Below are 24,747 nucleotides of genomic sequence, written 5' to 3' on the forward strand. Positions count from 1 at the left end.
GAGCCATCTTGAAATGAAGAACCAAAAAAATGCCCCCAGCCAAAATAATCAGGCCGGAGGCGCCGCGTATGCCGCGAGACGGTTCAGGAACATAGGGGGTTAAACGGCGATGCCCTTGCGGCATTGCAGTTGCGCGGTGCGCACGCGGGAGAAGGCGCGGGCCAGGCGCAGGAGCATTTCGTCGATGTTGCTTTTGCTCACGGTTAAAGCAGGAGTGAATCGCAGGCAGTTGGGTTGTGGGGCGTTAAGGATCAGCCCTTCGTGCAGTGCTGCTTTTACGACAGCATCTGCGGAATCATCCGACAACATCAGCCCCCACATCAGGCCATCGCCGCGCAGTTGTCCATGGTCGTAGCGGTAGGCCAGGCGGGCGAGGCCTTCGCCGAGATAGACGCCGGACTCACGCACTTGCTCCAGAAAACCGTGTTGCAGCACCGTATCGAGCACCGCCAACCCCGCCGAGGCCATTAGCGCATTGCCATGATGGGTGCCTTCCAGCTCGCCCACTTCAAAACAGCACGCTTTGCCGCGTGCCAGCAGCGCTGCGAGGGGGACGCCGCCGCCCAGGCCTTTGCCAAGGGTGATGATGTCGGCGCGGACGCCGTATTGCTGTTCGGCGAGCAACGTGCCGCAGCGGCCAATGCCGGTTTGCACTTCGTCGAGAATCAGCAGGATCCCCAGTTCGCGACACAAACGTTCTACACCTTTGAGATAGTGCTCCGTCGCGGGAATCACCCCGGCTTCGCCCTGGATCGGCTCGAGCATGATCGCGACGGTTTGCGCGTCGACTGCGGCGTGCAGGGCTGGCAAGTCGTTGAAGGGGACATGGCTGAAGCCCGGCAACTGCGGTTCGAAACGGTTTTCTAAGGCACCCGCCGAGGCCGACATTGCCGCGAAGCTGCGACCGTGACAGGCACTGCTGGCGCTGATGATGCGGTAGGCACCGCCGCGATACAGCTGGCCCCACTTGCGCGCCAGTTTGATCGCGGCTTCGCAGGCTTCCGCACCACTGTTGAGCAGGTACGCCTGATCGCTGCCGGTGCGATGGCACAGGCGGTCGACGAGGTTGAGTTGGGCACGGTTGTGCAGGCCGTTGCCAGGGTTGATCAGTGTCTGAGTCTGGTCGGCCAGCGCTTTGATCAACACTTGCGGGCTGTGGCCGAGGCTGTTGGCGGCGCTGCCCTGGCTGAAATCCAGATAGGCACGGTCGTCGCTGTCCCACAACCAGGAGCCTTGGCCGCGCACAAATACTTGAGGCGGCCGGGCCACCGTGGGCATCAGAGCGGCGCTGGAAAGACTGTCGCGCGGGGCGTCGAGGATCAGGTCGTCCAGGCTCGGCACGGGGCGGCGCAGAGTGAACAGGTTCACAAGCCACCCCCTTTGGCAACCGGACCTTGGTCGGTACTCGCCGCGTAACCTGGTTGAAGATTGTTAGCCTTGCCTATGTAAACGCCATCAACATAAACACTGTTCATTGCCCGATCCGGCCCTGTAAGCCCTGCGAATAGGCGCTAGACTAGGCGGCTCGGGGGCCACCGGCCATTTCGTTTTTCCAGCTTTTTCGATAAGTAAGCCTTATGGATTTCAAGCAACTGCGTTATTTCGTCGCGGTGTATGAGGAAGGCCACGTAGGCCGTGCTGCGGAACGCCTGTCGATCTCCCAACCGGCACTGTCCCAGCAGATTCGCCAGTTGGAACAGAACCTCGATGTGAGCCTGTTCGAGCGCAGCAGCAAGCGGCTATTACCGACACTGGCGGCGCACACGCTGTACAACCATGCCCTGCCGCTGATTGATGGCTTGCAACAGGCGGTCGAGGCGTTGCGTAACTTCAAGGGCCAGGCAATGCGCACGTTGGCTATCGGTGTGCTGCAAACCGTGCACACCAGCCTGGTGCCGCAGATGCTCGAGCGCGTGCGCAAGGCCCAGCCGCACTTGGTGGTGCAGATCTACGAGTTGACCGGGATTGAAATTGAACGGCGCCTGCTCAACGGTTCGCTGGACATCGGTATCAGCTACCTGCCGCCCCGCCAGCCGGGGTTGCACGGCGTGTTGTTGTATGAAGACGAATTGAAGGTGGTCCTCCCGGAGGATCATCCCCTGCGGGAATTCAAGAAGGTTTCGCTGAAGCAGGCGGCGGAGTTACCCATGTTGCTGCTGGGCGAGGAGTTCCAGGTGAGGCAGATCTGGCAGGGCCAACTGGCCAACCTCGGCCGTCGCCCGCAAGTGCAGGCCGAGCTCAATACCATGGTGGGGATTCTCGACAGCTTGCCTCACACAAAGCTTGCGACAGTACTGCCAGGGCGCTCCCAGGACGAACACAACAGCCAGTCGCTGTTGTGGAAACCCTTGAGTGAACCCAGGGTGCCGCTGAAAGTGGGCTTGGTGTGTCGCGACGTGCAACGTCAGCAAGCGACAATGGCGTTACTGCGCACCTTGCTGGAAGACGTGATGAATGCACCGCAGGCACCGGCATGACTTTTTCGCAGGCAAAAGAAAACCCCGCCGAAGCGGGGCTTTGCAGACTGTTTCCCTGACATCCATTTCACTCCGCCGTCCTGGCAGAATCCTACGTGTCCGTGTTGTTGCTTTGCGCTTCCTGCGCGACGTCCATGTGAAGTAGATTATCCGTGGATCCAATATGGCGATAGAGGACGAATAGCAGCACGTCATGTAAGAGAATGCTTACACGCCCTCCATTCCCTTAGAACAGGGCTTCATCCAGCAGAAACAGCGATTCGCTGCCGGCTTTTACCGACGCACTCAGCGAATGGATACGTGGCAACAGGCGCGCAAAGTAGAAGCGCGCAGTGCCCATCTTGCTGGCGTAGAAGTCTTCTTCAGACTCCTTGCCCAGCGCCGCCTTGGCCATGCGCGCCCACATATAGGCGTAGGCCATGTATCCAAATGCATGCAAATACTCAACGGACGCCGCGCCGATTTCATTCGGGTCTGTCTTGGCGCGATCCAGGACCCAGGCGGTCAGTTCATCCAGGTTATCCACCGCCGCGCTCAGCGGTGTGGTGAATTCAGCCAGCTCGGCACCGGCCGAGGCAATGAACGCGCGGATCTCATCGGCAAACAAGGTGTAGAACGCCCCGCCGCTGCCGACGATCTTGCGCCCCATCAGGTCCAGCGCCTGGATGCCGTTGGTGCCTTCGTAGATCTGGGTGATGCGCACATCGCGCACCAGTTGCTCCTGGCCCCACTCGCGAATGTAGCCGTGGCCGCCAAACACCTGCTGGCCAAGCACCGTGGTTTCCAGGCCCAGGTCGCTCAAGAACGCCTTGGCCACTGGGGTCAGCAACGCCACCAGGTTATCCGCACGTTCGCGGGCCGCGGCATCGTCGCTGAACTTGGCGATATCCAGTTGCGTCGCCACGTAGGTGGAGAAGGCACGCCCGCCTTCATTCGCAGCCTTCATGGTCAGCAGCATGCGGCGCACGTCCGGGTGCACGATGATCGGGTCAGCCGCTTTGTCCTTGGCCTGCGCGCCGGTCGGCGCACGGCTTTGTAGGCGGTCACGCGCGTATTCAATGGCATTCTGGTAAGAGCGCTCGCCGGATGCCAGGCCCTGGATACCCACACCCAAACGCTCGTAGTTCATCATGGTGAACATCGCCGCCAGACCACGGTTCGGTTCGCCCACCAGAAAACCCACGGCTTCGTCGAAATTCATCACACAGGTCGCGGACGCCTGGATCCCCATTTTATGCTCGATCGAGCCACAGCTCACCGGGTTGCGTGCGCCCAGGCTGCCGTCGGCATTCACCATGAACTTCGGCACCAGGAACAGCGAAATGCCCTTGGGACCGGCCGGCGCATCCGGCAGTTTGGCCAGCACCAGGTGAATGATGTTGTCGGTGAGGTCGTGTTCGCCACCGGTGATAAAGATCTTGGTGCCGCTGACTTTGTAGGAACCGTCCGCCTGCGGCTCCGCCTTGGTACGGATCATCCCCAAGTCGGTACCGGCATGGGATTCGGTCAGGCACATGGAGCCTGCCCATTCACCGGAATACATCTTCGGCAGGTAGGCGGCCTTGAGTGCTTCGCCGGCGTGCGTGGCAATCGACACGCAGGCGCCGGAGGTCAGCATCGGGTACAAACCGAATGCCAGGCTTGACGAGTTGATCATCTCTTCGACCTGGGCTGACACGGCCTTGGGCATGCCCATGCCACCGAAGGCAGGGTCGCCGCCTACGCCAACCCAACCGCCTTCGGCGTAGGTTTTGTAGGCCTGCGGGAAACCGTCCGGCGTAAACACCGCGGTGTTGTCCCAGCGGCAACCTTGTTCATCGCCACCGCGGCTGAGCGGGGCGATGGATTTGGCGGTGACCTTGCCGGCTTCTTCGAGGATGGCCTCTACGGTTTCGGCGTCAACGGTGTCTGCCAATGCCGGCAATTGGGCCCACGTGTCGGCGACCTCAAAGACTTCGTTGAGGACGAAGCGCATATCACGCAGCGGCGCTTTGTAATCAGCCATGGCAAACCTCGTAAGAACGTGAAAAGTGATTCGGTAGGATCGGTTTTACAGGCTCCGAGTGTACCCGAACAACTTTTCAGACACATAGGGTCCACTTGTGACTGATAGGTATTTTTAAGTCATCACAGCGCAAATGCCTCCGCAGGCAGACTCATCAGGCATTCGCTGCCCGCCTCCACCGCCGCGCGGTGCGTGGCAGTACGCGGCAGCAGGCGCTTGAAGTAGAAGTCGCAAGTGGCCAGCTTGGCCTTGGCGAAATAAGCGTCTTGCTGGTCAAGGGCAGCAATCGCCATGCGCAGCCACAGGTAAGCGAGCACCACGTAGCCGCTGTACATCAAGTAATCCACTGCCGCCGCACCGACTTCATCGGGGTTCTTCATCGCGGCCATACCGACCTGGGTGGTCAGTTCGCCCCATTCCCCGTTCAGTTGATTGAGCTGCGCTACATAGGCCCTGAGTTGCGGATGCTCGGCATGCGCGGCGCAGAACTTGTGCACGATTTTGGTAAACCCGCGCAGCAACTTGCCCTGGCTGCCCAGCACCTTGCGCCCCAGCAAGTCGAGGGCCTGGATGCCGTTGGTGCCTTCATAGATCGGCGCAATCCGCGCATCGCGGGCCAGTTGCTCCATGCCCCATTCGCGGATGTAACCGTGGCCGCCGAAGACCTGCATGCCGTGGTTGGTCACCTCCAACCCGGTATCGGTCATAAAGGCTTTGCAGATGGGCGTGAGGAACGCCAACAGGTCTTCGGCGTCCTGGCGTTGGGCGGCGTCGCTGCTCAGGTGTGCGGTGTCGAGCAATTGCGCGGTGAAGTAGGTCAGCGCGCGGTTGCCTTCGTTGAAGGCTTTCATGGTCAGCAACATGCGGCGCACATCGGGGTGCACGATGATAGGGTCGGCGGCTTTTTCCGGAGCCTTGGCGCCGGTCAGCGAGCGCATTTGCAAGCGATCGTTGGCGTACTTGATCGCCCCCTGGAAGCTTGCCTCGCCATTGCACAGGCCCTGCATGCCGGTGCCCAGGCGCGCATGGTTCATCATGGTGAACATGCAGTTGAGGCCTTTGTTCGCCTCGCCTATCAGGAAACCTCTGGCACCGTCGAAATTCAGCACACAGGTGGCCGAGGCCTTGATGCCCATCTTGTGTTCGATGGAGCCGCAGTGCACCGCGTTGCGCTCGCCGGAATCGGCATGGAACTTGGGCACGATAAACAGCGAGATGCCCTTGGTGCCCGCCGGCGCATCCGGCAGCTTGGCCAGCACTAAGTGGATAATGTTGGCACTCATGTCGTGTTCGCCGGCCGAGATGAAGATCTTGCTGCCGGTAACCGCATAGCTACCGTCCGCCTGGGGCACGGCGCGAGTCTTGATCAGGCCCAGGTCGGTGCCGCAGTGGGCTTCGGTGAGGCACATGGTGCCGGTCCATTCGCCGGCGGTGAGTTTGTTCAGGAACGTATCTTTTTGCTCGGCGGTGCCATGGGCATGGATCGCCGACATTGCGCCGTGGGTCAGCCCTGGGTACATGCCCCAGGAGGTGTTGCTGGAGCCGATCATTTCGCTGAGCACCAGGCCCAGCGACTGCGGCAAGCCTTGGCCGCCATACGCCGGGTCCGCCGCCACACCGTGCCAGCCACCTTCCACGTACTGGGCGAAGGCTTCCTTGAAGCCCTTCGGCGTGGTGACGACGCCATTGTCGAAATGGCAGCCTTCTTCATCACCGCTGCGGTTGAGCGGCGACAGCACGTTCTCGCAAAATTTGGCGCCTTCTTCGAGGATCGCATTGACCATGTCCGGGCTGGCGTCGGTTGCTCCCAACGCGGCGTAGTGGCCGTGGAAATCAAATACGTTGTCGATCAGAAAGCGCATGTCGCGCAGGGGAGCTTTGTAGTCAGGCATGGCGATGTCTCCGGCAGCAGATGGTTTAAACCTACTGCCGGCCACGGCCCTCGACAATCACTGTAGGGCTGCTGAATACAGCACCATTACTCAACCGGCAGCGCTTTCCCGCACCGCGCCACGGCGGGTCTGGCCAGCCGCGACCACACAGTTACGCCCGGCGCCCTTGGCAGCGTACAGCGCCTGGTCGGCAGACTTGAGGACTTCCTCCGGTGTGCGCTGCTCAGCCTGGCGTTCGGCCACGCCGATACTGATGGTCACCGAAACACTCGAGGCGCCACTGCCCGCCCGCCGCTGACGGCCTTGGTGGTCGTCTTGAGGGCGGTCCAGGTTGCGTAATTTGATAGCGTAATCGGCGATGATCTCGCGGATTTCTTCCAGGTGCGGCAAGCATTCCTCCACCGTCTTGCCGGCGAACACCACGGCAAACTCTTCACCGCCATACCGGTAGGCGCGCCCGCCGCCGTTGACCTTGGACAGCTTGCTTGCCACCAGGCGCAGCACCTGGTCGCCGACGTCATGGCCATGGGTGTCGTTGAAGCGCTTGAAGTGGTCGACGTCACTCATCGCCAGCACATAGTTGCGCCCCAATCGCTGCATACGCTCGTTCAGCGCACGTCGTCCCGGCAAGCCGGTCAGCTCATCGCGGAAGGCCATTTGATAGGCCTCGTGGGCGACGCCAGCGGCGATCATCAGCATCACCTGGCTGCACATGATATTCAGGGTGAACGGCAGGATGAACGTCTGCGGCAACATCCAGAACAACCCCAGCAAACCCACCAGTTGCGCGGCGTGCAGCGGGCGCGGCTGGTACCAGTACTGTGCGGCCAGGGTCAGGAAGCCGATCAGGAACATCGGATACGACAATTGGATCAGGCTCATCCAGGCGCCATGCAGCACGGGCCAGCGAATCTCCGCCAGCCAGTTCAGCACCGCCACGGGGAAACTCTGCTCAAGTGCCAGCGCCACACTGCCTATCGCCAGCAACACAGCGCCACGGGCGACGAAATCACGGAACAGGTGGGTCTTCTCCTGCCACAGCGCGTAAATGCTGAACAACAACGGCAGCAACAAGCAGCACAGGTGAAACACCACGGCCGCGTCTTCGCGCACGCGGCCGTGGTCGCGGTAGAAGTCGGTCTGGGTATCGAGCAGGAAGTAGGCGATATACACCGTGATCATCAGGAACAGTTCACGCTGACGGCGGTACACCGCGCAGTACGAACCGCCGAGCAACAGCACCAAGGTCGGCAACACATTGAACAGTGACGTGAAGAAAACGCTGAGGTCTTTGATATATGCAGCCGAGAGCCCGGCCAGCAATAGCAGTAACGAAGGGAGGAAATGACTGAAACTGACAGCGGACACGCGCGACAAGGGTAAAACTCCGACCCGCAAAAAAATAATGGCAATGTGCCTCTACCCGGACAGTTAAGCACAACCCGTCGTGCATGTATCACATTGCCATCACTGTAACGGCAGCCGGCAGCAATCCCTGAGTGCTGTGCTGCGGTTTTTTATCGCGCACAAAAAAGCCGCTGCTCCTGTCACGGAGCAGCGGCTGTGGAAGTGAACCCGGTGAGGCTTAGTAAGCCAGGCCGAAGTCTTCTTCTTTCATGTCCATCAGGTTGTTGGCGCCCGACAGCATGGTGGCTTTATGGGTCTGGGTACGCGGCAGGATTCGCTGGAAGTAGAAGCGCGCGGTCTGCAGCTTGGCGGTGTAGAACGCCTCTTCGGTGGTGCCGGCAGCCAGTTTTTCGGCAGCCAGGCGCGCCATGTCAGCCCAGAAGTAAGCCAGGCACGCATAACCGGAGTACATCAGGTAGTCCACCGAGGCGGCACCCACTTCTTCACGGTCTTTCATCGCGGCCATGCCGACCTTCATGGTCAACTCGCCCCACTCTTTGTTCAGCGCGGCCAGCGGAGTAACAAACTCCTGAACGGCCTCGTTGCCTTCGTTGGCCTGGCAGAACTTATGCACGATCTTGGTGAAGCCCTTGAGCGCTTCGCCCTGGGTCATCAGCACTTTGCGGCCGAGCAGGTCCAGCGCCTGGATACCGGTGGTGCCTTCGTACAGCATCGAAATGCGGCTGTCGCGAACGTTCTGCTCCATGCCCCACTCGGCGATGAAGCCGTGGCCGCCGTAGATCTGTACGCCGTGGTTGGCAGACTCAAAACCGACTTCGGTCATGAACGCCTTGGCGATCGGAGTCATGAAGGCCAGCAGGCCGTCAGCCTGTTTCTTGGCTTCGTCGTCGGTGCCGTATTTGACGATGTCCACTTGCTTGGCGGTGAAGTACACCATCGCACGGTTGCCTTCGGCGAAGGCTTTCATGGTCAGCAGCATGCGGCGCACGTCTGGGTGCACGATGATCGGGTCAGCGGCCTTTTCCGGCGCTTTTGGGCCAGTCAGCGAGCGCATTTGCAGACGGTCGCGGGCGTATTTCAGGCCGCCCTGGAAGCCGATCTCGGCGTGGGCCAGGCCTTGCAGCGCGGTGCCCAGGCGAGCGGTGTTCATAAAGGTGAACATGCAGTTCAGACCTTTATTCGCCGGGCCGATCAGGAAACCGGTGGCCGCGTCGAAGTTCATCACGCAGGTGGCGTTGCCGTGGATACCCATCTTGTGTTCCAGGGAGCCACAGGTCACTGCGTTGCGTTCACCCACCGAACCATCGGCGTTTGGCATGAATTTCGGCACGATGAACAGCGAGATGCCTTTGGTGCCAGCCGGTGCGTCCGGCAGGCGGGCCAGTACGATGTGGACGATGTTGTCGGCCATGTCGTGTTCACCGGCCGAGATGAAGATCTTGGTGCCGGAGACTTTGTAGGAACCGTCAGCCTGAGGCTCGGCCTTGGTGCGCAGCATGCCCAGGTCGGTGCCGCAGTGTGGCTCGGTCAGGCACATGGTGCCGGTCCATTCACCCGACACCAGTTTGGTCAGGTAGGCCTCTTGCTGCTCAGGGGTGCCGTGCTCGGAAATGGTGTTCATCGCACCGTGGGACAGGCCCGGGTACATGCCCCACGACCAGTTGGCTTCGCCAACCATTTCGCTGACTGCCAGGCCCAGGGACTCCGGCAGGCCTTGGCCACCGTGCTCCACGTCGTGGGCCAGGCTTGGCCAGCCGCCTTCAACGAATTGTTTGTAGGCTTCTTTGAAACCAGCAGGGGTCTTAACGCCTGACTCACTCCAGGTGCACCCTTCGATGTCGCCCACGCGGTTCAGCGGTGCCAGCACTTGCTCACAGAACTTGGCGCCTTCTTCAAGGATGGCGTCAACCATGTCCGGGGTAGCGTCCTGGCAAGCCGGCAGGCTCTGATAGTGCGCTTCATAGCCGAGCAGTTCGTCACGAACGAAGCGAATATCACGCAAGGGGGCCTTGTAGTCAGGCATAGCGATAAACCTCTGCTGATGTATCTGGAATGAACAACCGCGTGGATGTGTTGTGGCGGTCAAACAGGTGTTTGAAACATACGTTTACCACCTAGGGATGTCAAGCGTCGTCCGGATGCCGTTTGTCATGACGTGGGTCAATGGCGCGCACGGCAACGATTGCGGCAAGACGCCACATGATTAGAAGAGAGTAGAAGTTCAAAAGGAGAACGCAGGGCAAATGTGGGAGCTGGCTTGCCTGCGATACAGGCGCCGCGGTGTATCAGGATAACTGGGTAGATGCTATCGCAGCGATGCGGCGACCCGACAAGCCAGCTCCCACAAAAGAGCCGGCATACCTTGGTAGAGGGAGTTAAGCGTAGGTATCGATCAACGTGCCGAGCATTTCATCCGAAGCCTTGGCGACTTTTACGCCGAGCTCGACTTGGAACTTGCCTTGGGCCATCTCCACCATGTTGCTGGCCGAGTTGGACGGCTGGGCGCGGTCGTTGGCTTGCAGACGGTCGCTTTGCGCATCCGATGGCTGGGTCGTCGCGGCGCTGGCAATCTTGCCCGCAGCCTGGTCGACACGGTTCTGCCCGGCCTGAATAGTGCTCAGCCCCGAGTAAAACGCGCTGCTTCCAGAGATTTCCATGGCGTAAGCCTGCCTTTAGAGAATCGTGAGCGGTGATTGAAGCAGAGTTGCCCACAAAACGCCCGACAAAAACCCTAATGGCATAATGCCTTAGCGATAGCCAAAATCAGTCAAGCAGGTCTAATTGCAGGTACTCCGCCACCGTTTCAGCCCCCGCATGCTTAAGTTTCGGCACACGGCCCAGGCATGGCGCAGGCAACCGCTCTGCCAAGGTGGCGAGGTTTTCTTCCAGACGGGAGGTCTTGGGGTCGATGATATTCGCCACCCACCCGGCCAACTGCAAACCGTCTCGCGCGATGGCTTCGGCGGTAAGCAAGGCATGGCTGATGCACCCTAGCCGCACGCCCACCACCAGGATCACGGGCAGTTTGAGCGCCATGGCCAGGTCCGACAAATTCGCCTGATCGGCCAATGGCACACGCCATCCGCCGGCGCCTTCGATCAGGGTGAAATCCGCTTGCCTGGCCAGAACCTGCTGCATAGGTTTGAGCAAAGAGTGAACGGTGAGCGAGACACCCGCCTCCCGCGCCGCCAGATGGGGCGCGATGGCCGGCTCGAATGCCACCGGGTTGACCTCGGCATAACTCAGGGGCAATGAGCATTCGGCCAACAGTGCCAATGCATCGGCGTTGCGCAAGCCTTTGGGGGTGACCTGGCAGCCGGAGGCTACCGGTTTGCCGGCGGCGGTGCTTCTGCCGGCTTGTCGGGCTGCATGGAGCAGGCCTGCAGCGATGGTGGTCTTGCCGACATCGGTGTCGGTGCCGGTGATGAAGTAAGCGGCAGTCATAGCGGTTTCTCCAGTACGGCATACACCACTTGGTAAGTCGCCGGCAGGCCCTGAGCCTGACGGAACTGCTCATACGCTCGCACCAGTGCAACAATCCGCGCACGCCCCGTCAAGCCTCCCGGCCGGCCGGGGTTGAGGTTGTGCGCGCCCAACGCTTTCAGCTCGTGGGTCAGGCTGCGTACGTCCGGGTAGTGCAACACATGGGGGCGGCGCTCCAGGCTCACTACTCGCAGGCCACTGGCCGCGCACCGCTGCTGATAAGCCTCGAAGGTGCGAAAGCGGTTGACGTGGACCAAGCCATCCGCGGCGCGCCAGCTTTCGCGCAGTTCTTCCAGGGTGCCCACGCAAAGACTGGCAAACGCCAACACCCCCCCCGGTCGCAGCACACGATAGGCCTCACTGAGCACCGCCTCGAAGTTCGCGCACCATTGCACCGCCAGACTGGAGAAGATCAGCCCGCAACTGGCGTCTTGCAGCGGTAAACGCTCGGCGTCCCCCGCAATGAAATGTCCGGCGCCACCCAACGGCCGCGCGTGCTTGAGCATGCCTTCGGCGATATCCAGCGCCACGCCTTGGCTGGCGGGCAACCGTTCACTCAACACACGGCTGAAATAACCGGTGCCGCAGCCCATGTCCAGCCAGCGTTGAGGCGCAATGCCTGCTGGCAGACGCGTCAGCAATTGGCTGCCCACCGCCCGCTGCAACTCGGCAACGCTATCGTAACTGGCCGCCGCACGGGAAAAGGAGGCCGCCACCTGGCGCTTGTTCGGCAAGCCACCCGGCAACGGGGCGTGGGATAAATCAGTCATCGACGCACTCATGCAAAAAGGCCTGGATGGCCCCCGCTACACCGTGGGGGTCTTCCAGAAGAAAAGCGTGGCCGGCCTGTTCAATCAGGCCGATTTCAACATCGGGGAGCAGGGCCAGCAGCGCGCTGGCAGCTTCGGCGGGCACCAGTTCGTCCATACCGGCAAACAGGTGCAACTGCGGGCCACGAAAGGCCAGCAAAGCGTCGCGGGTGTCGAGTTGGGCAAGCAACTCAAGCCCGGGCATCAACACACTCGAAGGCGTATTCGGCGCGCCACTGACCAGCAGGCGCGACAGCCCGCGTGGGTCCTCCGCGCCCTTGGCGCACAACAGGCCGAAGCGCTTGAGGGTGACCTGAGAGTCGGCATGGCAGCCGGCGAGGAAGGCGTCAAAGGTCTCGGCGGGCATCGCGCTCGGCCAGCCGTCATGGGCAACGAAACAGGGGTTGCTGGCCAGGGTCAGCAGGCCGCAGCAGCGCTCTGCGCGTCGCGCCGCCAGCTCCGAAGCCAGCATGCCACCCAGCGACCAACCGCCCAGCCAGGCGTTGTCCGGCAGCGTGGCGTCGAGTTCGTCGAGCCATTCATTCAGGTCACTGGCGTCCAGCGCCGGCAACGGCTCGATCTGCACCCGCAGGTGCTCGTCCAGGCCTTGCAAGGCGGCGGCCAAAGGTTCCAGCGGCGATACGCCAAGGCCCCAGCCGGGCAGTAATATCAGTCGATCACGCATGGCTGGGCTCCGAGGCGCCTAACAAGTGGAAACACTCTTCCAATGCATTTAACAATAGCCGCACCTGCGCCTCGCTGTGGGCTGCCGTCAAAGTCACGCGCAAACGCGCGCTGCCGGCCGGCACGGTAGGTGGGCGGATCGCGGTCACCATCAAGCCGCGTTCGCGCAGCATGTGCGACAGGCGCATGGCTTTGGCACTGTCGCCAATCAAGATCGGCTGGATCGGCGTAAAGCTGTCCATCAAGTCCAGGCCGAGCTGCTCCGCGCCCTGGCGGAACTGGCGAATGAGGTTGTTGAGGTGCTCGCGCCGCCAGTGCTCGGTACGCAACAGCTCCAGGCTTTTCAAGGTGGCGCAGGCCAGGGCGGGCGGTTGGCTGGTGGTGTAGATGTAGGGCCGGGCGAATTGGATCAGGCTTTCGATCAGTTCTTCGCTGCCGGCCACAAAGGCCCCCGCCGTACCGAAGGCCTTGCCGAGGGTGCCGACCAGCACCGGCACGTCGTCCTGGCTGAGGCCGAAATGCTCGACGATCCCGCCGCCGTGGGCGCCCAAAGGGCCGAAACCGTGGGCGTCGTCCACCATCAGCCAGGCGCCTTTGGCCTTGGTTGCACGGGCCAGCGCGGGCAAATCCGCCAGGTCGCCGTCCATGCTGAACACACCGTCGGTGACCACCAGCGTATTACCGGTCGCCTTCTCCAGGCGCTTGGCCAGGCTGTCAGCGTCGTTGTGCAGGTAGCGATTGAAGCGCGCACCGGACAGCAGGCCGGCATCCAGCAACGATGCATGGTTGAGCCGGTCTTCCAGCACCGTGTCGCCCTGCCCCACCAACGCCGTGACCGCACCGAGGTTGGCCATGTAGCCGGTGGTAAACAGCAAGGCGCGTGGGCGACCGGTCAGGTCCGCCAGGGCTTCTTCCAGTTCATGGTGCGGCGTGGCATGCCCGACCACCAGGTGCGAAGCGCCACCGCCGACACCCCAACGGGATGCACCGGCGCGCCAGGCTTCGATCACCTGCGGGTGATTGGCCAGGCCCAGGTAATCGTTATTGCAGAACGCCAGCAACGGCTGGCCGTCCACCACCACTTCCGGGCCTTGGGGGCTGTCCAGCAGCGGGCGTTGGCGATAGAGGTGTTCGGCACGGCGGGCAGCGAGGCGCGCGGCGAGATCGAAAGACATGCAGGCCTCGGATATATCTGGATAAACACAGTTTCAATGTGGGAGCCGGCTTGCATTCCAATAGAGAGATAGGCGTCAAACCACCGCGTTATAGAACTGCTCGCTGCTCTTCTGCTCCACCAACGCCTGCTCGATCGCGGCCTGATGCACCTCATCCGCGTGCTCTTCCCGCGCTTCCGGCAGGATGCCCAGGCGCGAGAACAGTTGCATGTCCTTGTCAGCCTGTGGGTTAGCGGTGGTCAGCAATTTGTCGCCGTAGAAGATCGAGTTGGCCCCGGCAAAAAACGCCAACGCCTGCATCTGCTCGTTCATCGCCTCACGGCCGGCCGACAGGCGCACGTGGGATTGCGGCATCAGGATGCGCGCCACGGCCAGCATGCGGATGAAGTCGAACGGGTCGATATCCTCGGCATTTTCCAGCGGCGTACCGGCGACCTTCACCAGCATGTTGATCGGCACCGACTCAGGATGCTCCGGCAGGTTGGCCAGTTGGATCAGCAAGTTGGCGCGGTCGTCGAGGGACTCGCCCATGCCAAGGATGCCACCGGAGCAGATCTTCATCCCCGAGTCACGCACATAGGCCAGGGTTTGCAGGCGCTCGCCATAGGTGCGGGTAGTGATAATGCTGCCGTAGAACTCCGGCGAGGTATCGAGGTTGTGGTTGTAGTAGTCGAGGCCAGCCTGGGCCAGGGCCTCGGTCTGGTCCTGGTCCAAGCGGCCGAGGGTCATGCAGGTTTCCAGGCCCATGGCCTTCACGCCTTTGACCATCTGCAGCACGTAGGGCATGTCTTTGGCCGACGGGTGTTTCCAGGCGGCGCCCATGCAGAAACGCGTCGAGCCGATGGCTTTGGCGCGAGCGGCCTCTTCCAGCACCTTCTGCACTTCCATCAGCTTTTCTTTTTCGAGGCCCGTGTTGTAGTGGCCCGACTGCGGACAATATTTGCAATCTTCCGGGCAGGCACCGGTTTTGATCGAGAGCAGCGTCGACACTTGCACACGGTTGGCGTCGAAATGCGCGCGGTGCACGGTCTGCGCCTGGAACAGCAGGTCATTGAACGGCTGCACGAACAGCGCTTTGACTTCGGCGAGGGACCAATCGTGACGCAAAGTGGCGGTGGTGCTGGCGCTCATGGGCGATTCCTTGATTATGCTTTGGCAAACGCTGTGGGAAGGGCAATACCCACAGGTACGACACGGATGCTCGGCATATTTAAGGAAGATTCATGCACTGTCAACCAGAGTACAAACACCAGGTTTACATCTGGTTAAAAACCGTACAAATCTGTTTAATCTGCGATGAAGCGACGGAATCAACCCATTGTGTGTGCAACGTCTGCGAAACCGAGCTGCCCTGGCTGCTGGAGCACTGCGACGTGTGCGCCCTGCCGCTACCGATGGAGGGTTTAATATGCGGCCAGTGCCAGAAACAACCACCGGCCTTTAAACAGGTGATCGCCCCCTGGTCCTACAGCTTTCCCATCGACAGCCTGATCAGCCGCTTCAAACACCAGGCGCGCTGGCCCTTCGGGCAGATGCTTGCACGACTATTGGCGCAACACCTGCAACACCGCCTGGACAACACTGAACTCACACGCCCGGATTGTTTGCTGCCGGTGCCCATGGCGCGCAAACGCCTGCGCGAGCGCGGCTATAACCAGGCCTTGATGCTGACGCGTTGGCTCAGCAGCGACCTGAACCTCCCCCACGATGAACATCTGTTGTTACGCCCTCATGATACGGTCGCCCAGCAAGCCCTCGACGCCAAGACCCGTAAACGCAACCTGCTCGGCGCCTTTGCCCTGGCACCCGGCGCCCAGGTGCAAGGCCGGCACTTTGCCTTGGTGGACGACGTACTCACCACCGGCGCCACCGCCCACAGCCTGGCGCAGCTGTTGATGAATGCCGGCGCGCGCCAGGTCGATGTGTACTGCCTGGCGCGCACGCCCAAACCAGGCAGTTGACTTGACTCCAGCCAACCTTGCCCGCAACGTTCGGCCCATCTCATCGAAGCGTACCCACATGTCTCTGCCAGCGTCCCTCAGCCAGCACATCATCCGTCGCCCACAGCGCATTGCCTTGCTGGCGCATATCGCCGAGCAAGGCTCCATCACTCGCGCGGCGAAAAGCGCTGGTTTGAGTTACAAGGCGGCATGGGATGCCATCGACGAGTTGAACAACCTTGCGCAAAAACCGCTGGTGGAACGCAGCGTCGGCGGCAAGGGCGGCGGCGGCGCCAAGCTGACGGCCGAGGGTGAGCGCGTATTGCGTCTTTACCAACGCCTGCAAGTGTTACAGGCCGAAGTGCTGGGCTCTGATGAAGCCGCCAGTGACTTCAACCTGCTCGGCCGCCTGATGCTGCGCACCAGCGCGCGTAATCAACTGCATGGCCAAGTCGTCGCCATCGAGCATCATGGCCGCAATGATCTGGTGCGCCTGCAACTGGCTGGCGGGCTGTCCCTGGATGCGCAAATCACCCACGACAGCACGCAGCGACTGGAGCTGGAAACTGGCGTGGAGGTGGTCGCACTGATCAAGGCGGGCTGGTTGGAATTGCTGGCACCCGAGGACTCTGCAACAACTGGACACAATTGCATGGGCGGCACCGTCGACGCCATTCTCGAGGCCGACGACGGCCCCAGCGAAGTCCGCATCGTGCTGCCCAACGGCCAGGTTCTATGCGCCCTGGCGCAACTCGACACGCTCAACGCCATCGGCGCCGCCAGAGGCCAGGCGATCCAGGTACAGTTCGCGCCGAGCAATGTGCTGCTGGGAACACCGGTGTAAGTCGCCACCTTCTTTTAACTGCAACAATTTCGTCACGCCCGCTCCTTAAGGTGTCTGCAAAAACCGCAGGGAGCCTGAGATGAGCCTATTAGAAGAAAACCAAGCCACCGACCTCGAACAGATGGTCGGCCTCACCCGCCGCCGCTTTATCGGCGCCGGCGCTTTGTGCGGTGCCGCGATGTTCCTGGGCGGCAACCTGCTGACCCGTAGCGCCCTGGCCGTCAACGCCGCCACCGCCAGCCCGCTGCTGGGTTTTACCAGCATCGCCGCCGCGACCAGCGACGCTATCACGTTGCCGCCGGGCTACAGCGCTTCGGTGTTGATCAGTTGGGGCCAGCCGCTGAGCAAGAGCGCGCCGGCGTTCGACCCGTCCGGCAACGGCACGGCCAATGCTCAGGAACAGCAGTTCGGTGACAACAACGACGGCATGAGCCTGTTCGCCTTCCCCGGCGACGACAACCGCGCACTGATGGCGATCAACAACGAATACACCAACTACCGCTACCTCTTTGCCCACGGCGGCGCGCCGCAATCGGCCGAAGATGTGCGCAAGGCGCAGGCCAGCGAAGGCGTGTCGGTGATCGAAGTGCGGCGCAAGGGTGACACCTGGCAGTTCGTCCAGGACTCGCGCTACAACCGGCGCATCCACGGCAACTCGCCGATCCGCCTGAGCGGCCCCGCCGCCGGTCACGAATGGCTGAAAACCAGCGCCGACAAATCCGGCAAGAAAGCCCTTGGTACATTCCAGAACTGCGCCAACGGTAAAACCCCGTGGGGCACTTATCTGACCTGTGAAGAGAACTTCACCGACTGCTTTGGCAGCAGCAACCCACAGCAAACGTTTGATGCCGGGCAGAAACGCTACGGCGCCGTCGCCGCCAGCAAAGACATCAACTGGCACCAGCACGACCCGCGCTTTGACCTGGCCAAGAACCCCAACGAGCTCAATCGCCATGGCTGGGTCGTGGAAATCGACCCGTTCGACCCGCAATCCACCCCAGCCAAGCGCACCGCCCTGGGCCGCTTCAAACACGAGAACGCCGCCCTCGCTGAAACCCGCGACGGCCGCGCCGTGGTGTACATGGGCGACGACGAGCGCGGTGAGTTTATCTATAAGTTCGTCAGCCGCGACAAGATCAACCACAAAAACCCCAAGGCCAACAAAGACCTGCTCGACCACGGCACCCTGTACGTGGCGATCTTCGACGCGGGCGACGGCAATGCCGACCACCCCAAAGGCAAGGGCCAGTGGGTCGAGCTGACCCATGGCAAAAACGGCATCGACGCCAGCAGCGGTTTCAACAGCCAGGCCGAAGTGCTGATCCACGCACGCCTCGCCGCCAGTGTGGTGAAAGCCACGCGCATGGACCGCCCGGAATGGATCGTGGTCAGCCCCACCGATGGCCAGGTCTATTGCACCCTCACCAACAACGCCAAGCGCGGTGAAGACGGCCAGCCCGTCGGCGGCCCCAACCCCCGTGAGAAAAACGTCTACGGCCAGATCCTGCGCTGGAAAGCCGACGCCGATAACCACGCCAGCATGGCATTTACTTGGGACCTGTTTGTGGTGGCCGGCAACCCTGGCGTTCACGCCGGCACGCCGAAGGGCGGTTCGTCGAATATCAACCCGCAAAATATGTTCAACAGCCCTGATGGCTTGGGTTTCGACAAGGCCGGGCGGCTGTGGATTCTGACCGATGGCGACTACAGCAACGCGGGTGATTTCGCGGGGATGGGCAATAACCAGATGCTCTGCGCTGACCCGACCACCGGGGAAATCCGTCGTTTCATGGTTGGCCCTGTGGCCTGTGAAGTAACGGGCATCAGCTTCTCGCCGGATCAGAAAACGTTGTTTGTGGGGATTCAGCATCCGGGTGAGACCGGCGGCTCCACCTGGCCGGAGCACCTGCCGAATGGCAAGCCGCGTTCGTCAGTGATGGCGATTCGACGGGATGACGGCGGTATCGTCGGCGCCTGATAGGGCCTCATCGCAGACAAGCCAGCTCCCACACTTGACCGCGTTGTCATGACTGACACGGACCAAATGTGGGAGCTGGCTTGCCTGCGATGGCGTCTGCACTGCCGCCCCCTATCTCAAGCCGTGTGCGTTACCATACCCGGCCGGACGCGGCGACCTGCTGCGCGCAGGAGTTCGCATGGCCCATCCGTTTGAAACACTCACCCCCGACCTGGTGCTCGACGCTGTCGAAAGTATCGGCTTCCTCAGCGATGCGCGCATTCTCGCGCTCAACAGCTACGAAAACCGCGTCTACCAAGTGGGCATCGAAGACTCGGAACCGTTGATCGCCAAGTTCTATCGCCCACAGCGTTGGACGAACGAGGCGATCCTTGAAGAACACCGTTTCACCTTCGAACTGGCCGAATGCGAAGTGCCGGTGGTGGCACCACTGATCCACAATGGCGAAAGCCTGTTCGAACACGCCGGCTTCCGCTTCACCTTGTTCCCACGCCGTGGCGGCCGTGCACCGGAGCCGGGCAATCTGGATCAGCTGTATCGCCTTGGGCAACTGCTTGGCCGTTTGCATGCGGTGGGTTCCACCCGCCCGTTCGAACACCGTGAAGCCTTGGGCGTGAAGAACTTCGGTCACGATTCCCTCACCACGCTGTTGGAAGGCAACTTCATTCCCAAGAGCCTGCTGCCGGCCTACGAGTCCGTGGCCCGCGACCTGCTCAAACGCGTGGAAGAGGTGTACACGGCCACGCCGCACAAGAACATCCGCATGCACGGCGATTGCCATCCCGGCAACATGATGTGCCGTGACGAGATGTTCCATATTGTCGACCTTGATGACTGCCGCATGGGCCCGGCGGTGCAGGACCTGTGGATGATGCTCGCCGGAGACCGTCAGGAATGTCTGGGACAGTTGTCGGAATTGATGGACGGCTATCAGGAATTCCATGACTTCGATCCGCGCGAACTGGCGTTGATCGAACCGTTGCGCGCCCTGCGCCTGATGCACTACAGCGCCTGGCTGGCACGGCGCTGGGATGACCCGGCGTTTCCCCACAGTTTTCCTTGGTTTGGCAGTGAGCGCTATTGGGGCGACCAGGTGCTGGCATTGCGCGAACAACTCTCGGCCCTGAACGAAGAACCCCTGAAACTCTTCTGACGGCTTCTCTGTGGGAGCCGGGCTCCCACAGAAAGCAGATCCCAATGCCTGAGAAATATCCCTACAATTGCGCTTTGTTAGCTGCCTAAGCAAGGATTCCGCATGCAAGCCGCCAACCCCCGCAAGGGATACATTCTAGGCCTGAGCGCCTATGTCATCTGGGGTCTGTTCCCGCTCTACTTCAAAGCCATCGCCAGCGTACCCGCCGCCGAGATCATCGTGCACCGCGTGCTGTGGTCAGCGCTGTTCGGCGGTTTGCTGCTGATGGTGTGGAAACACCCCGGCTGGTTCCGCGAACTGCGTGACAACCCCAAGCGCCTGGCGATCCTGGCCCTCAGCGGTTCGCTGATTGCGGCCAACTGGCTGACGTATGTGTGGTCGGTGAATACGGGGCGCATGCTGGAAGCGAGCCTGGGTTACTACATCAACCCGCTGGTCAATGTGCTGCTGGGCATGCTGATCCTGGGTGAACGCCTGCGCCGTCTGCAATGGGTCGCCGTCGGGCTGGCTGCAGCGGGTGTGGCGCAACAGGTGTGGCAGGTGGGCAGCTTGCCGTGGGTGTCGCTGGTGCTGGCGTTAACCTTTGGCTTTTACGGATTGATCCGTAAACAGGCGCCGGTGAAAGCATTGCCGGGGCTGGTGGTAGAAACCTGGATGCTGGTGCCCATTGCTCTCGCATGGCTGCTGTTCAACCCAACGGCCCACAGTGCGCAGCTGGCGTTTTGGAGCACCTCAGAAGCCTGGTGGCTGGTAGCTGCGGGCCCGGTGACGCTGATCCCGCTGGTGTGTTTCAACGCCGCCGCACGGCATTTGCCTTACACCGCGCTGGGCTTCCTGCAGTATGTGGCGCCGACGCTGGTGCTGCTGGAAGCCGTGCTGCTGTTCGGCGAACACCTGGCGCCGAGCACGTTGACTGCCTTCGCCTTCATCTGGGCGGGCCTGGTGGTGTACAGCGTGGATATCTGGCTGAGCGTGCGCAAACGCTGATCAAATAACGTACAAACCTCTGCAAGGCACGGTCGGCGTGACTTGCAGACACCCATCCCAAGGTTATCCACAACCTGATCCCCGCCATTTGTGCACAACCCCTTGAAACTGCTCGTTTTTTACTCAGTTTACGGAGAAGCCCGGCCGGTCTGGCCTGGCGCCGGGTCTCTACAGGTTATCCACAGGCCCATGCAAGATTTCCATGCATAACCTCGTGGAAAGATTATTCCTCGTGGTGCAGCTCCACCATCAGGTCATCCGCCAGGGTTTCCAGGGATAACTGCAATACATCCAGGGATAATGCTGTCGGCACCTGCAACAGCGCCTCGGCAGTGAACAACGGGTCACCGCTCATGGGAGCCGGGCGAACGTCAGTGCTCAGACTCGCCAGGTTGACCCCCTGCTGGCTCAGCAGCGCCGTGATCTCGCGCACGATGCCCGAACGGTCGTTACCCACCAGCGTCATCACAATCGATTTGGATGCTGAAGCCTGGCCAGTGCTGCCCTCACCCACCAGTACGCGAATGCCGTGTGTGGATAAATCCTCGAGCGCGCCCACCAAAGCCTGACGGCTCTCCGCCGGCACACTGACCCGCAGGATCCCGGCAAACTGCCCGGCCATGTGCGCCATGCGGCTTTCGAGCCAGTTGCCGCCGTGGGCGGCGATGTTCTGCGCAATGCGTTCAACCAGCCCGGGTTTGTCGGCGGCGATAATTGTGAGTACAAGATGGTCCATGGCAAAGCCCTCTGGAATTCAATCTACAAGGTGGACCCGGAAGCCCTTGAAAACAAATCGTGTACCATTTTTATATTTATCTGGAACAATCCAATAGTTTTTTGAGAACATCCGATTCTCCGCTGTGACCGTACGACCAAAGTGGGTCGCTAAACGACGTATTTAGTCTAATTTTCACAACCGCAAGTCATCATGTAGTATGCCCAACCGTGCACTACATAATGAAAATCTGAAAAAGCGCATTAGCTCCGCAGAGTGAGGCAAGCAATGACTGAACACGTTCAAGTCGGTGGCCTGCAGGTCGCCAAAGTCCTGTTCGACTTCGTGAACAACGAAGCCATTCCCGGTACGGGCATCACTGCCGACCAGTTCTGGGCCGGTGCCGACAAGGTCATCCATGACCTGGCACCGAAGAACAAAGCCCTACTCGCCAAACGCGACGATTTCCAGGCGCGCATCGATACCTGGCACCAGACCCACGCCGGCCAGGCTCACGACCCGGTGGCCTACAAAGCCTTCCTGCAAGACATCGGCTACCTGCTGCCAGAAGCTGCAGACTTCCAGGCCACAACCCAAAACGTCGATGACGAAATCGCCCGCATGGCCGGCCCGCAGTTGGTCGTGCCGGTGATGAATGCGCGCTTCGCACTAAACGCCTCGAATGCGCGCTGGGGTTCGTTGTATGACGCGCTGTATGGCACCGACGCCATCAGTGAAGCCGATGGCGCCGAGAAGGGCCAGGGCTACAACAAAGTGCGCGGCGACAAGGTCATCGCCTTCGCCCGCGCTTTCCTCGATGAGGCCGCCCCGCTCAGCGCCGGCAGCCACGCCGAGTCCACCGGCTACAAGATTGCCGATGGCAAGCTGATCGTCAGCCTCAAGGGCGGCAGCAACAGCGGCCTGCGTGACGACGCGCAGTTGATCGGTTTCCAAGGCCCTGCGGCTGAGCCGATTGCGATCCTGCTGAAACACAACGGCCTGCACTTCGAAATCCAGATCGACGCCAGCACCCCGGTCGGCCAGACCGATGCCGCCGGCGTCAAAGACGTGCTGATGGAAGCGGCGCTGACCACCATCATGGACTGCGAAGACTCCGTCGCCGCCGTCGATGCCGATGACAAGGTGGTGATCTACCGTAACTGGCTCGGCCTGATGAAGGGCGACCTGGCCGAAGAAGTAGCCAAGGGCGGCAAGACCTTCACCCGCACCATGAACGCCGACCGCGTCTACACTGGCGTGGATGGCAAGGACGTGACCCTGCACGGCCGTTCGCTCTTGTTCGTACGCAACGTGGGTCACCTGATGACCATCGACGCGATCCTCGACAAAAACGGCAACGAAGTGCCGGAAGGCATCCTCGACGGCCTGCTCACCAGCCTGGCCGCGATCCACAGCCTCAACGGCAACAGCAGCCGCAAGAACAGCCGCACCGGCTCTGTGTACATCGTTAAACCGAAAATGCACGGCCCCGAAGAAGCGGCGTTCACCAACGAGCTGTTCGGGCGCATCGAAGAGGTGCTGAACCTGCCGCGCAACACGCTGAAAGTCGGGATCATGGACGAGGAGCGCCGCACCACGGTCAACCTCAAGGCCTGTATCAAGGCGGCCAGCGAGCGTGTGGTGTTTATCAACACCGGCTTCCTCGACCGTACCGGCGATGAAATCCACACCTCCATGGAAGCCGGCGCGATGGTGCGCAAGGCCGCGATGAAGGCGGAAAAATGGATCGGCGCCTACGAGAACTGGAACGTCGATATCGGCCTGAGCACCGGCCTGCAAGGTCGCGCGCAGATCGGTAAAGGCATGTGGGCCATGCCCGACCTGATGGCCGCGATGCTCGAACAGAAAATCGCCCACCCACTGGCCGGTGCCAACACTGCCTGGGTGCCGTCGCCAACGGCAGCCGCATTGCACGCGTTGCACTACCACAAGGTCGACGTTTTCGCCCGCCAGGCCGAGCTGGCCAAGCGCGAGCGCGCCTCGGTGGACGACATCCTGACGATTCCTCTGGCCAGCAATACCGATTGGTCCGACGAAGAAATCCGCAACGAGCTGGACAACAATGCCCAAGGCATCCTTGGCTATGTCGTGCGCTGGATCGACCAGGGCGTCGGCTGCTCGAAAGTGCCGGACATCAACGATGTGGGCCTGATGGAAGACCGCGCCACCCTGCGCATCTCCAGCCAGCACATCGCTAACTGGCTGCGCCACGGCATCGTCACTCAGGATCAGGTGATGGAAAGCCTCAAGCGCATGGCGCCGGTGGTGGACCGTCAGAATGCGGGGGACAAGTTGTACCGTCCGTTGGCGCCGGATTTCGATAGCAATATCGCGTTCCAGGCGGCGGTGGAGTTGGTGGTTGAAGGGACCAAGCAGCCAAATGGATATACCGAGCCGGTGTTGCATCGTCGGCGGCGGGAGTTCAAGGCCAGGAATGGTCTGTAATTAATCGCGGATATGAAAAGCCTTGGTCGTAAGATCAGGGCTTTTTTCAAAACGGCCAAATCAATAATGGCTCAGTACTCATGACAAACTCCTGTTCATAGGGTTTCGAGGTACGGTCATCACACAATGCTCTCCAGACCACTGAACAAAAATTCCCTCTTAACGCCTACGGTCATAAATGACAGTCTCGACCAACGGTCCCTACTGCCCCATCCCCAACTCCCGCTTCACTAATTTCGCCAACTTCACGCTATCAATCGGCTTCAGCAAAAAGTCCACCACACTCAAATGCATCGCATCAATCACATCCGGCGCTTCCGCGTCCCCCGACATGATGATGATCGGCAAAGCCGCGCGAGTGGATTCGCGTACCTGCCTGATCAGCTCCAGGCCGCTGCTCGGCTGCATGCGCAGATCGGTGATCAACAATCCAATAGAGCTGCTGGACTTCAATAAATCCCACGCCGCCTCACCACTGTCGGCAGTCATGCAGCGAATACCGTCCAGCCCCAGGATCTCCGCCAACAATTCACGCGCGTCCTTGTCGTCGTCAACAATCAAAACGCGTTGTGGCGGTAAATCAGGCTCCAGCATCACGGCGCTCAGCGCCTCGCGCTCGGCATCGCTTAAAATATCGTGATCGGACATACGGTTCTCAGCAGTTCTCATCAATCCCCTCCGCTCAGACGTCAGACATCACAGGAGGGTCGAACAATGTGCACTTCGTCGGAAAGTTTGACTAGTGGGCGTTCTACGGGGTTTGGACGATAG

General features: G+C 61.0%; 20 protein-coding genes. 7 read left to right on the forward strand and 13 right to left on the reverse strand.

Annotated features, from left to right (window positions below; all coding sequences use genetic code 11):
• Positions 1-99 precede the first annotated feature (99 nt).
• Positions 100-1,368, reverse strand: a complete 1,269-nt coding sequence (locus tag BFP95_RS09660; RefSeq protein ID WP_065909930.1) for an aspartate aminotransferase family protein — start codon at positions 1,366-1,368, stop codon at positions 100-102.
• A gap of 209 nt (positions 1,369-1,577) precedes the next feature.
• Here BFP95_RS09660 and BFP95_RS09665 point away from each other — a divergent pair, with 209 nt between their 5' ends.
• On the forward strand, positions 1,578-2,477 hold the full coding sequence (locus BFP95_RS09665; RefSeq protein WP_065871809.1) for a LysR family transcriptional regulator: 900 nt from the start codon (positions 1,578-1,580) through the stop codon (positions 2,475-2,477).
• 226 nt (positions 2,478-2,703) lie between these two features.
• Here the strand turns inward: BFP95_RS09665 and BFP95_RS09670 are convergent, their stop codons facing one another.
• The 10 genes from BFP95_RS09670 to bioB form a co-directional block, all read right to left on the reverse strand.
• Positions 2,704-4,482: an acyl-CoA dehydrogenase C-terminal domain-containing protein gene (locus tag BFP95_RS09670; RefSeq protein WP_065871810.1), complete on the reverse strand. Its 1,779-nt coding sequence runs from the start codon at positions 4,480-4,482 to the stop codon at positions 2,704-2,706.
• Positions 4,483-4,604: 122 nt separating this feature from the next.
• The gene (locus BFP95_RS09675; protein ID WP_065871811.1) at positions 4,605-6,374 is read right to left on the reverse strand and encodes an acyl-CoA dehydrogenase C-terminal domain-containing protein; all 1,770 of its coding nucleotides are present in this window, start codon (positions 6,372-6,374) and stop codon (positions 4,605-4,607) included.
• A 90-nt stretch (positions 6,375-6,464) separates the two neighbouring features.
• A complete protein-coding gene (locus BFP95_RS09680) occupies positions 6,465-7,751 on the reverse strand; it encodes a GGDEF domain-containing protein (protein WP_065871812.1) in 1,287 nt (428 codons plus the stop codon).
• Positions 7,752-7,959: 208 nt separating this feature from the next.
• Complete coding sequence (locus BFP95_RS09685) at positions 7,960-9,765, reverse strand: phenylacyl-CoA dehydrogenase (protein WP_065871813.1); 1,806 nt, start codon at positions 9,763-9,765, stop codon at positions 7,960-7,962.
• 352 nt (positions 9,766-10,117) lie between these two features.
• Positions 10,118-10,399, reverse strand: a complete 282-nt coding sequence (locus tag BFP95_RS09690; protein WP_065871814.1) for a pyrroloquinoline quinone biosynthesis protein PqqE — start codon at positions 10,397-10,399, stop codon at positions 10,118-10,120.
• A 106-nt stretch (positions 10,400-10,505) separates the two neighbouring features.
• Positions 10,506-11,186, reverse strand: coding sequence for a dethiobiotin synthase (gene bioD / locus BFP95_RS09695; protein WP_065871815.1), 681 nt, complete (start codon positions 11,184-11,186; stop codon positions 10,506-10,508).
• Complete coding sequence (gene bioC / locus BFP95_RS09700; protein WP_065909931.1) at positions 11,183-11,995, reverse strand: malonyl-ACP O-methyltransferase BioC; 813 nt, start codon at positions 11,993-11,995, stop codon at positions 11,183-11,185. Before bioC ends, bioD begins: the two co-directional genes overlap by 4 nt.
• Entirely contained in the window at positions 11,988-12,719 is a 732-nt protein-coding gene (locus BFP95_RS09705) for an alpha/beta fold hydrolase (protein ID WP_065871817.1), read from the reverse strand. Before BFP95_RS09705 ends, bioC begins: the two co-directional genes overlap by 8 nt.
• The gene (bioF, locus tag BFP95_RS09710) at positions 12,712-13,893 is read right to left on the reverse strand and encodes an 8-amino-7-oxononanoate synthase (protein WP_065909933.1); all 1,182 of its coding nucleotides are present in this window, start codon (positions 13,891-13,893) and stop codon (positions 12,712-12,714) included. The genes BFP95_RS09705 and bioF overlap by 8 nt, the downstream gene beginning before the upstream one ends.
• 75 nt (positions 13,894-13,968) lie before the next feature.
• On the reverse strand, positions 13,969-15,024 hold the full coding sequence (bioB, locus tag BFP95_RS09715; RefSeq protein ID WP_065871819.1) for a biotin synthase BioB: 1,056 nt from the start codon (positions 15,022-15,024) through the stop codon (positions 13,969-13,971).
• A 92-nt stretch (positions 15,025-15,116) separates the two neighbouring features.
• On the opposite strand from bioB, the gene BFP95_RS09720 reads away from it, so the two are divergent.
• The 5 genes from BFP95_RS09720 to rarD all read left to right on the forward strand — a co-directional run bounded on the left by BFP95_RS09720 (position 15,117) and on the right by rarD (position 20,795).
• A complete protein-coding gene (locus tag BFP95_RS09720; protein WP_065871820.1) occupies positions 15,117-15,854 on the forward strand; it encodes a ComF family protein in 738 nt (245 codons plus the stop codon).
• Between the two features lie 58 nt (positions 15,855-15,912).
• Positions 15,913-16,677: a TOBE domain-containing protein gene (locus tag BFP95_RS09725; RefSeq protein ID WP_065880142.1), complete on the forward strand. Its 765-nt coding sequence runs from the start codon at positions 15,913-15,915 to the stop codon at positions 16,675-16,677.
• Positions 16,678-16,756: 79 nt separating this feature from the next.
• Positions 16,757-18,655 carry a PhoX family protein gene (locus BFP95_RS09730; RefSeq protein ID WP_065880143.1) on the forward strand — a complete coding sequence of 633 codons (1,899 nt, stop codon included), beginning with the start codon at positions 16,757-16,759 and terminating at the stop codon, positions 18,653-18,655.
• A 178-nt stretch (positions 18,656-18,833) separates the two neighbouring features.
• The gene (locus BFP95_RS09735) at positions 18,834-19,808 is read left to right on the forward strand and encodes a serine/threonine protein kinase (protein ID WP_065871823.1); all 975 of its coding nucleotides are present in this window, start codon (positions 18,834-18,836) and stop codon (positions 19,806-19,808) included.
• A 102-nt stretch (positions 19,809-19,910) separates the two neighbouring features.
• Positions 19,911-20,795 (forward strand): EamA family transporter RarD, encoded by an 885-nt coding sequence (gene rarD / locus BFP95_RS09740; RefSeq protein WP_065871824.1) that lies wholly within the window; start codon positions 19,911-19,913, stop codon positions 20,793-20,795.
• A 223-nt stretch (positions 20,796-21,018) separates the two neighbouring features.
• Here the strand turns inward: rarD and BFP95_RS09745 are convergent, their stop codons facing one another.
• On the reverse strand, positions 21,019-21,531 hold the full coding sequence (locus BFP95_RS09745) for a glycine cleavage system protein R (RefSeq protein WP_065880144.1): 513 nt from the start codon (positions 21,529-21,531) through the stop codon (positions 21,019-21,021).
• A 267-nt stretch (positions 21,532-21,798) separates the two neighbouring features.
• Here BFP95_RS09745 and BFP95_RS09750 point away from each other — a divergent pair, with 267 nt between their 5' ends.
• Positions 21,799-23,976: a malate synthase G gene (locus BFP95_RS09750; protein ID WP_065909935.1), complete on the forward strand. Its 2,178-nt coding sequence runs from the start codon at positions 21,799-21,801 to the stop codon at positions 23,974-23,976.
• 201 nt (positions 23,977-24,177) lie between these two features.
• On the opposite strand, the gene BFP95_RS09755 is transcribed toward BFP95_RS09750, so the two are convergent.
• Entirely contained in the window at positions 24,178-24,624 is a 447-nt protein-coding gene (locus BFP95_RS09755) for a response regulator (RefSeq protein WP_065871827.1), read from the reverse strand.
• Positions 24,625-24,747 lie beyond the last annotated feature (123 nt).

It is taken from the genome of Pseudomonas sp. 58 R 12, from assembly GCF_900005865.1.
GTDB lineage: Bacteria > Pseudomonadota > Gammaproteobacteria > Pseudomonadales > Pseudomonadaceae > Aquipseudomonas > Aquipseudomonas tritici.

Excerpts from the sequence above, each read along its gene's own strand:
- bioD (WP_065871815.1), bottom strand. The coding sequence starts at position 11,186 with ATGACTGCCGCTTACTTCATCACCGGCACCGACACCGATGTCGGCAAG.
- bioC (WP_065909931.1), bottom strand. The coding sequence starts at position 11,995 with ATGACTGATTTATCCCACGCCCCGTTGCCGGGTGGCTTGCCGAACAAG.
- bioF (WP_065909933.1), bottom strand. The coding sequence starts at position 13,893 with ATGTCTTTCGATCTCGCCGCGCGCCTCGCTGCCCGCCGTGCCGAACAC.
- BFP95_RS09735 (WP_065871823.1), top strand. The coding sequence starts at position 18,834 with ATGGCCCATCCGTTTGAAACACTCACCCCCGACCTGGTGCTCGACGCT.
- BFP95_RS09750 (WP_065909935.1), top strand. The coding sequence starts at position 21,799 with ATGACTGAACACGTTCAAGTCGGTGGCCTGCAGGTCGCCAAAGTCCTG.
- BFP95_RS09725 (WP_065880142.1), top strand. The coding sequence starts at position 15,913 with ATGTCTCTGCCAGCGTCCCTCAGCCAGCACATCATCCGTCGCCCACAG.
- bioB (WP_065871819.1), bottom strand. The coding sequence starts at position 15,024 with ATGAGCGCCAGCACCACCGCCACTTTGCGTCACGATTGGTCCCTCGCC.
- rarD (WP_065871824.1), top strand. The coding sequence starts at position 19,911 with ATGCAAGCCGCCAACCCCCGCAAGGGATACATTCTAGGCCTGAGCGCC.
- BFP95_RS09730 (WP_065880143.1), top strand. The coding sequence starts at position 16,757 with ATGAGCCTATTAGAAGAAAACCAAGCCACCGACCTCGAACAGATGGTC.
- BFP95_RS09665 (WP_065871809.1), top strand. The coding sequence starts at position 1,578 with ATGGATTTCAAGCAACTGCGTTATTTCGTCGCGGTGTATGAGGAAGGC.
- BFP95_RS09755 (WP_065871827.1), bottom strand. The coding sequence starts at position 24,624 with ATGTCCGATCACGATATTTTAAGCGATGCCGAGCGCGAGGCGCTGAGC.
- BFP95_RS09745 (WP_065880144.1), bottom strand. The coding sequence starts at position 21,531 with ATGGACCATCTTGTACTCACAATTATCGCCGCCGACAAACCCGGGCTG.
- BFP95_RS09670 (WP_065871810.1), bottom strand. The coding sequence starts at position 4,482 with ATGGCTGATTACAAAGCGCCGCTGCGTGATATGCGCTTCGTCCTCAAC.
- BFP95_RS09685 (WP_065871813.1), bottom strand. The coding sequence starts at position 9,765 with ATGCCTGACTACAAGGCCCCCTTGCGTGATATTCGCTTCGTTCGTGAC.
- BFP95_RS09675 (WP_065871811.1), bottom strand. The coding sequence starts at position 6,374 with ATGCCTGACTACAAAGCTCCCCTGCGCGACATGCGCTTTCTGATCGAC.
- BFP95_RS09705 (WP_065871817.1), bottom strand. The coding sequence starts at position 12,719 with ATGCGTGATCGACTGATATTACTGCCCGGCTGGGGCCTTGGCGTATCG.
- BFP95_RS09690 (WP_065871814.1), bottom strand. The coding sequence starts at position 10,399 with ATGGAAATCTCTGGAAGCAGCGCGTTTTACTCGGGGCTGAGCACTATT.
- BFP95_RS09720 (WP_065871820.1), top strand. The coding sequence starts at position 15,117 with ATGCACTGTCAACCAGAGTACAAACACCAGGTTTACATCTGGTTAAAA.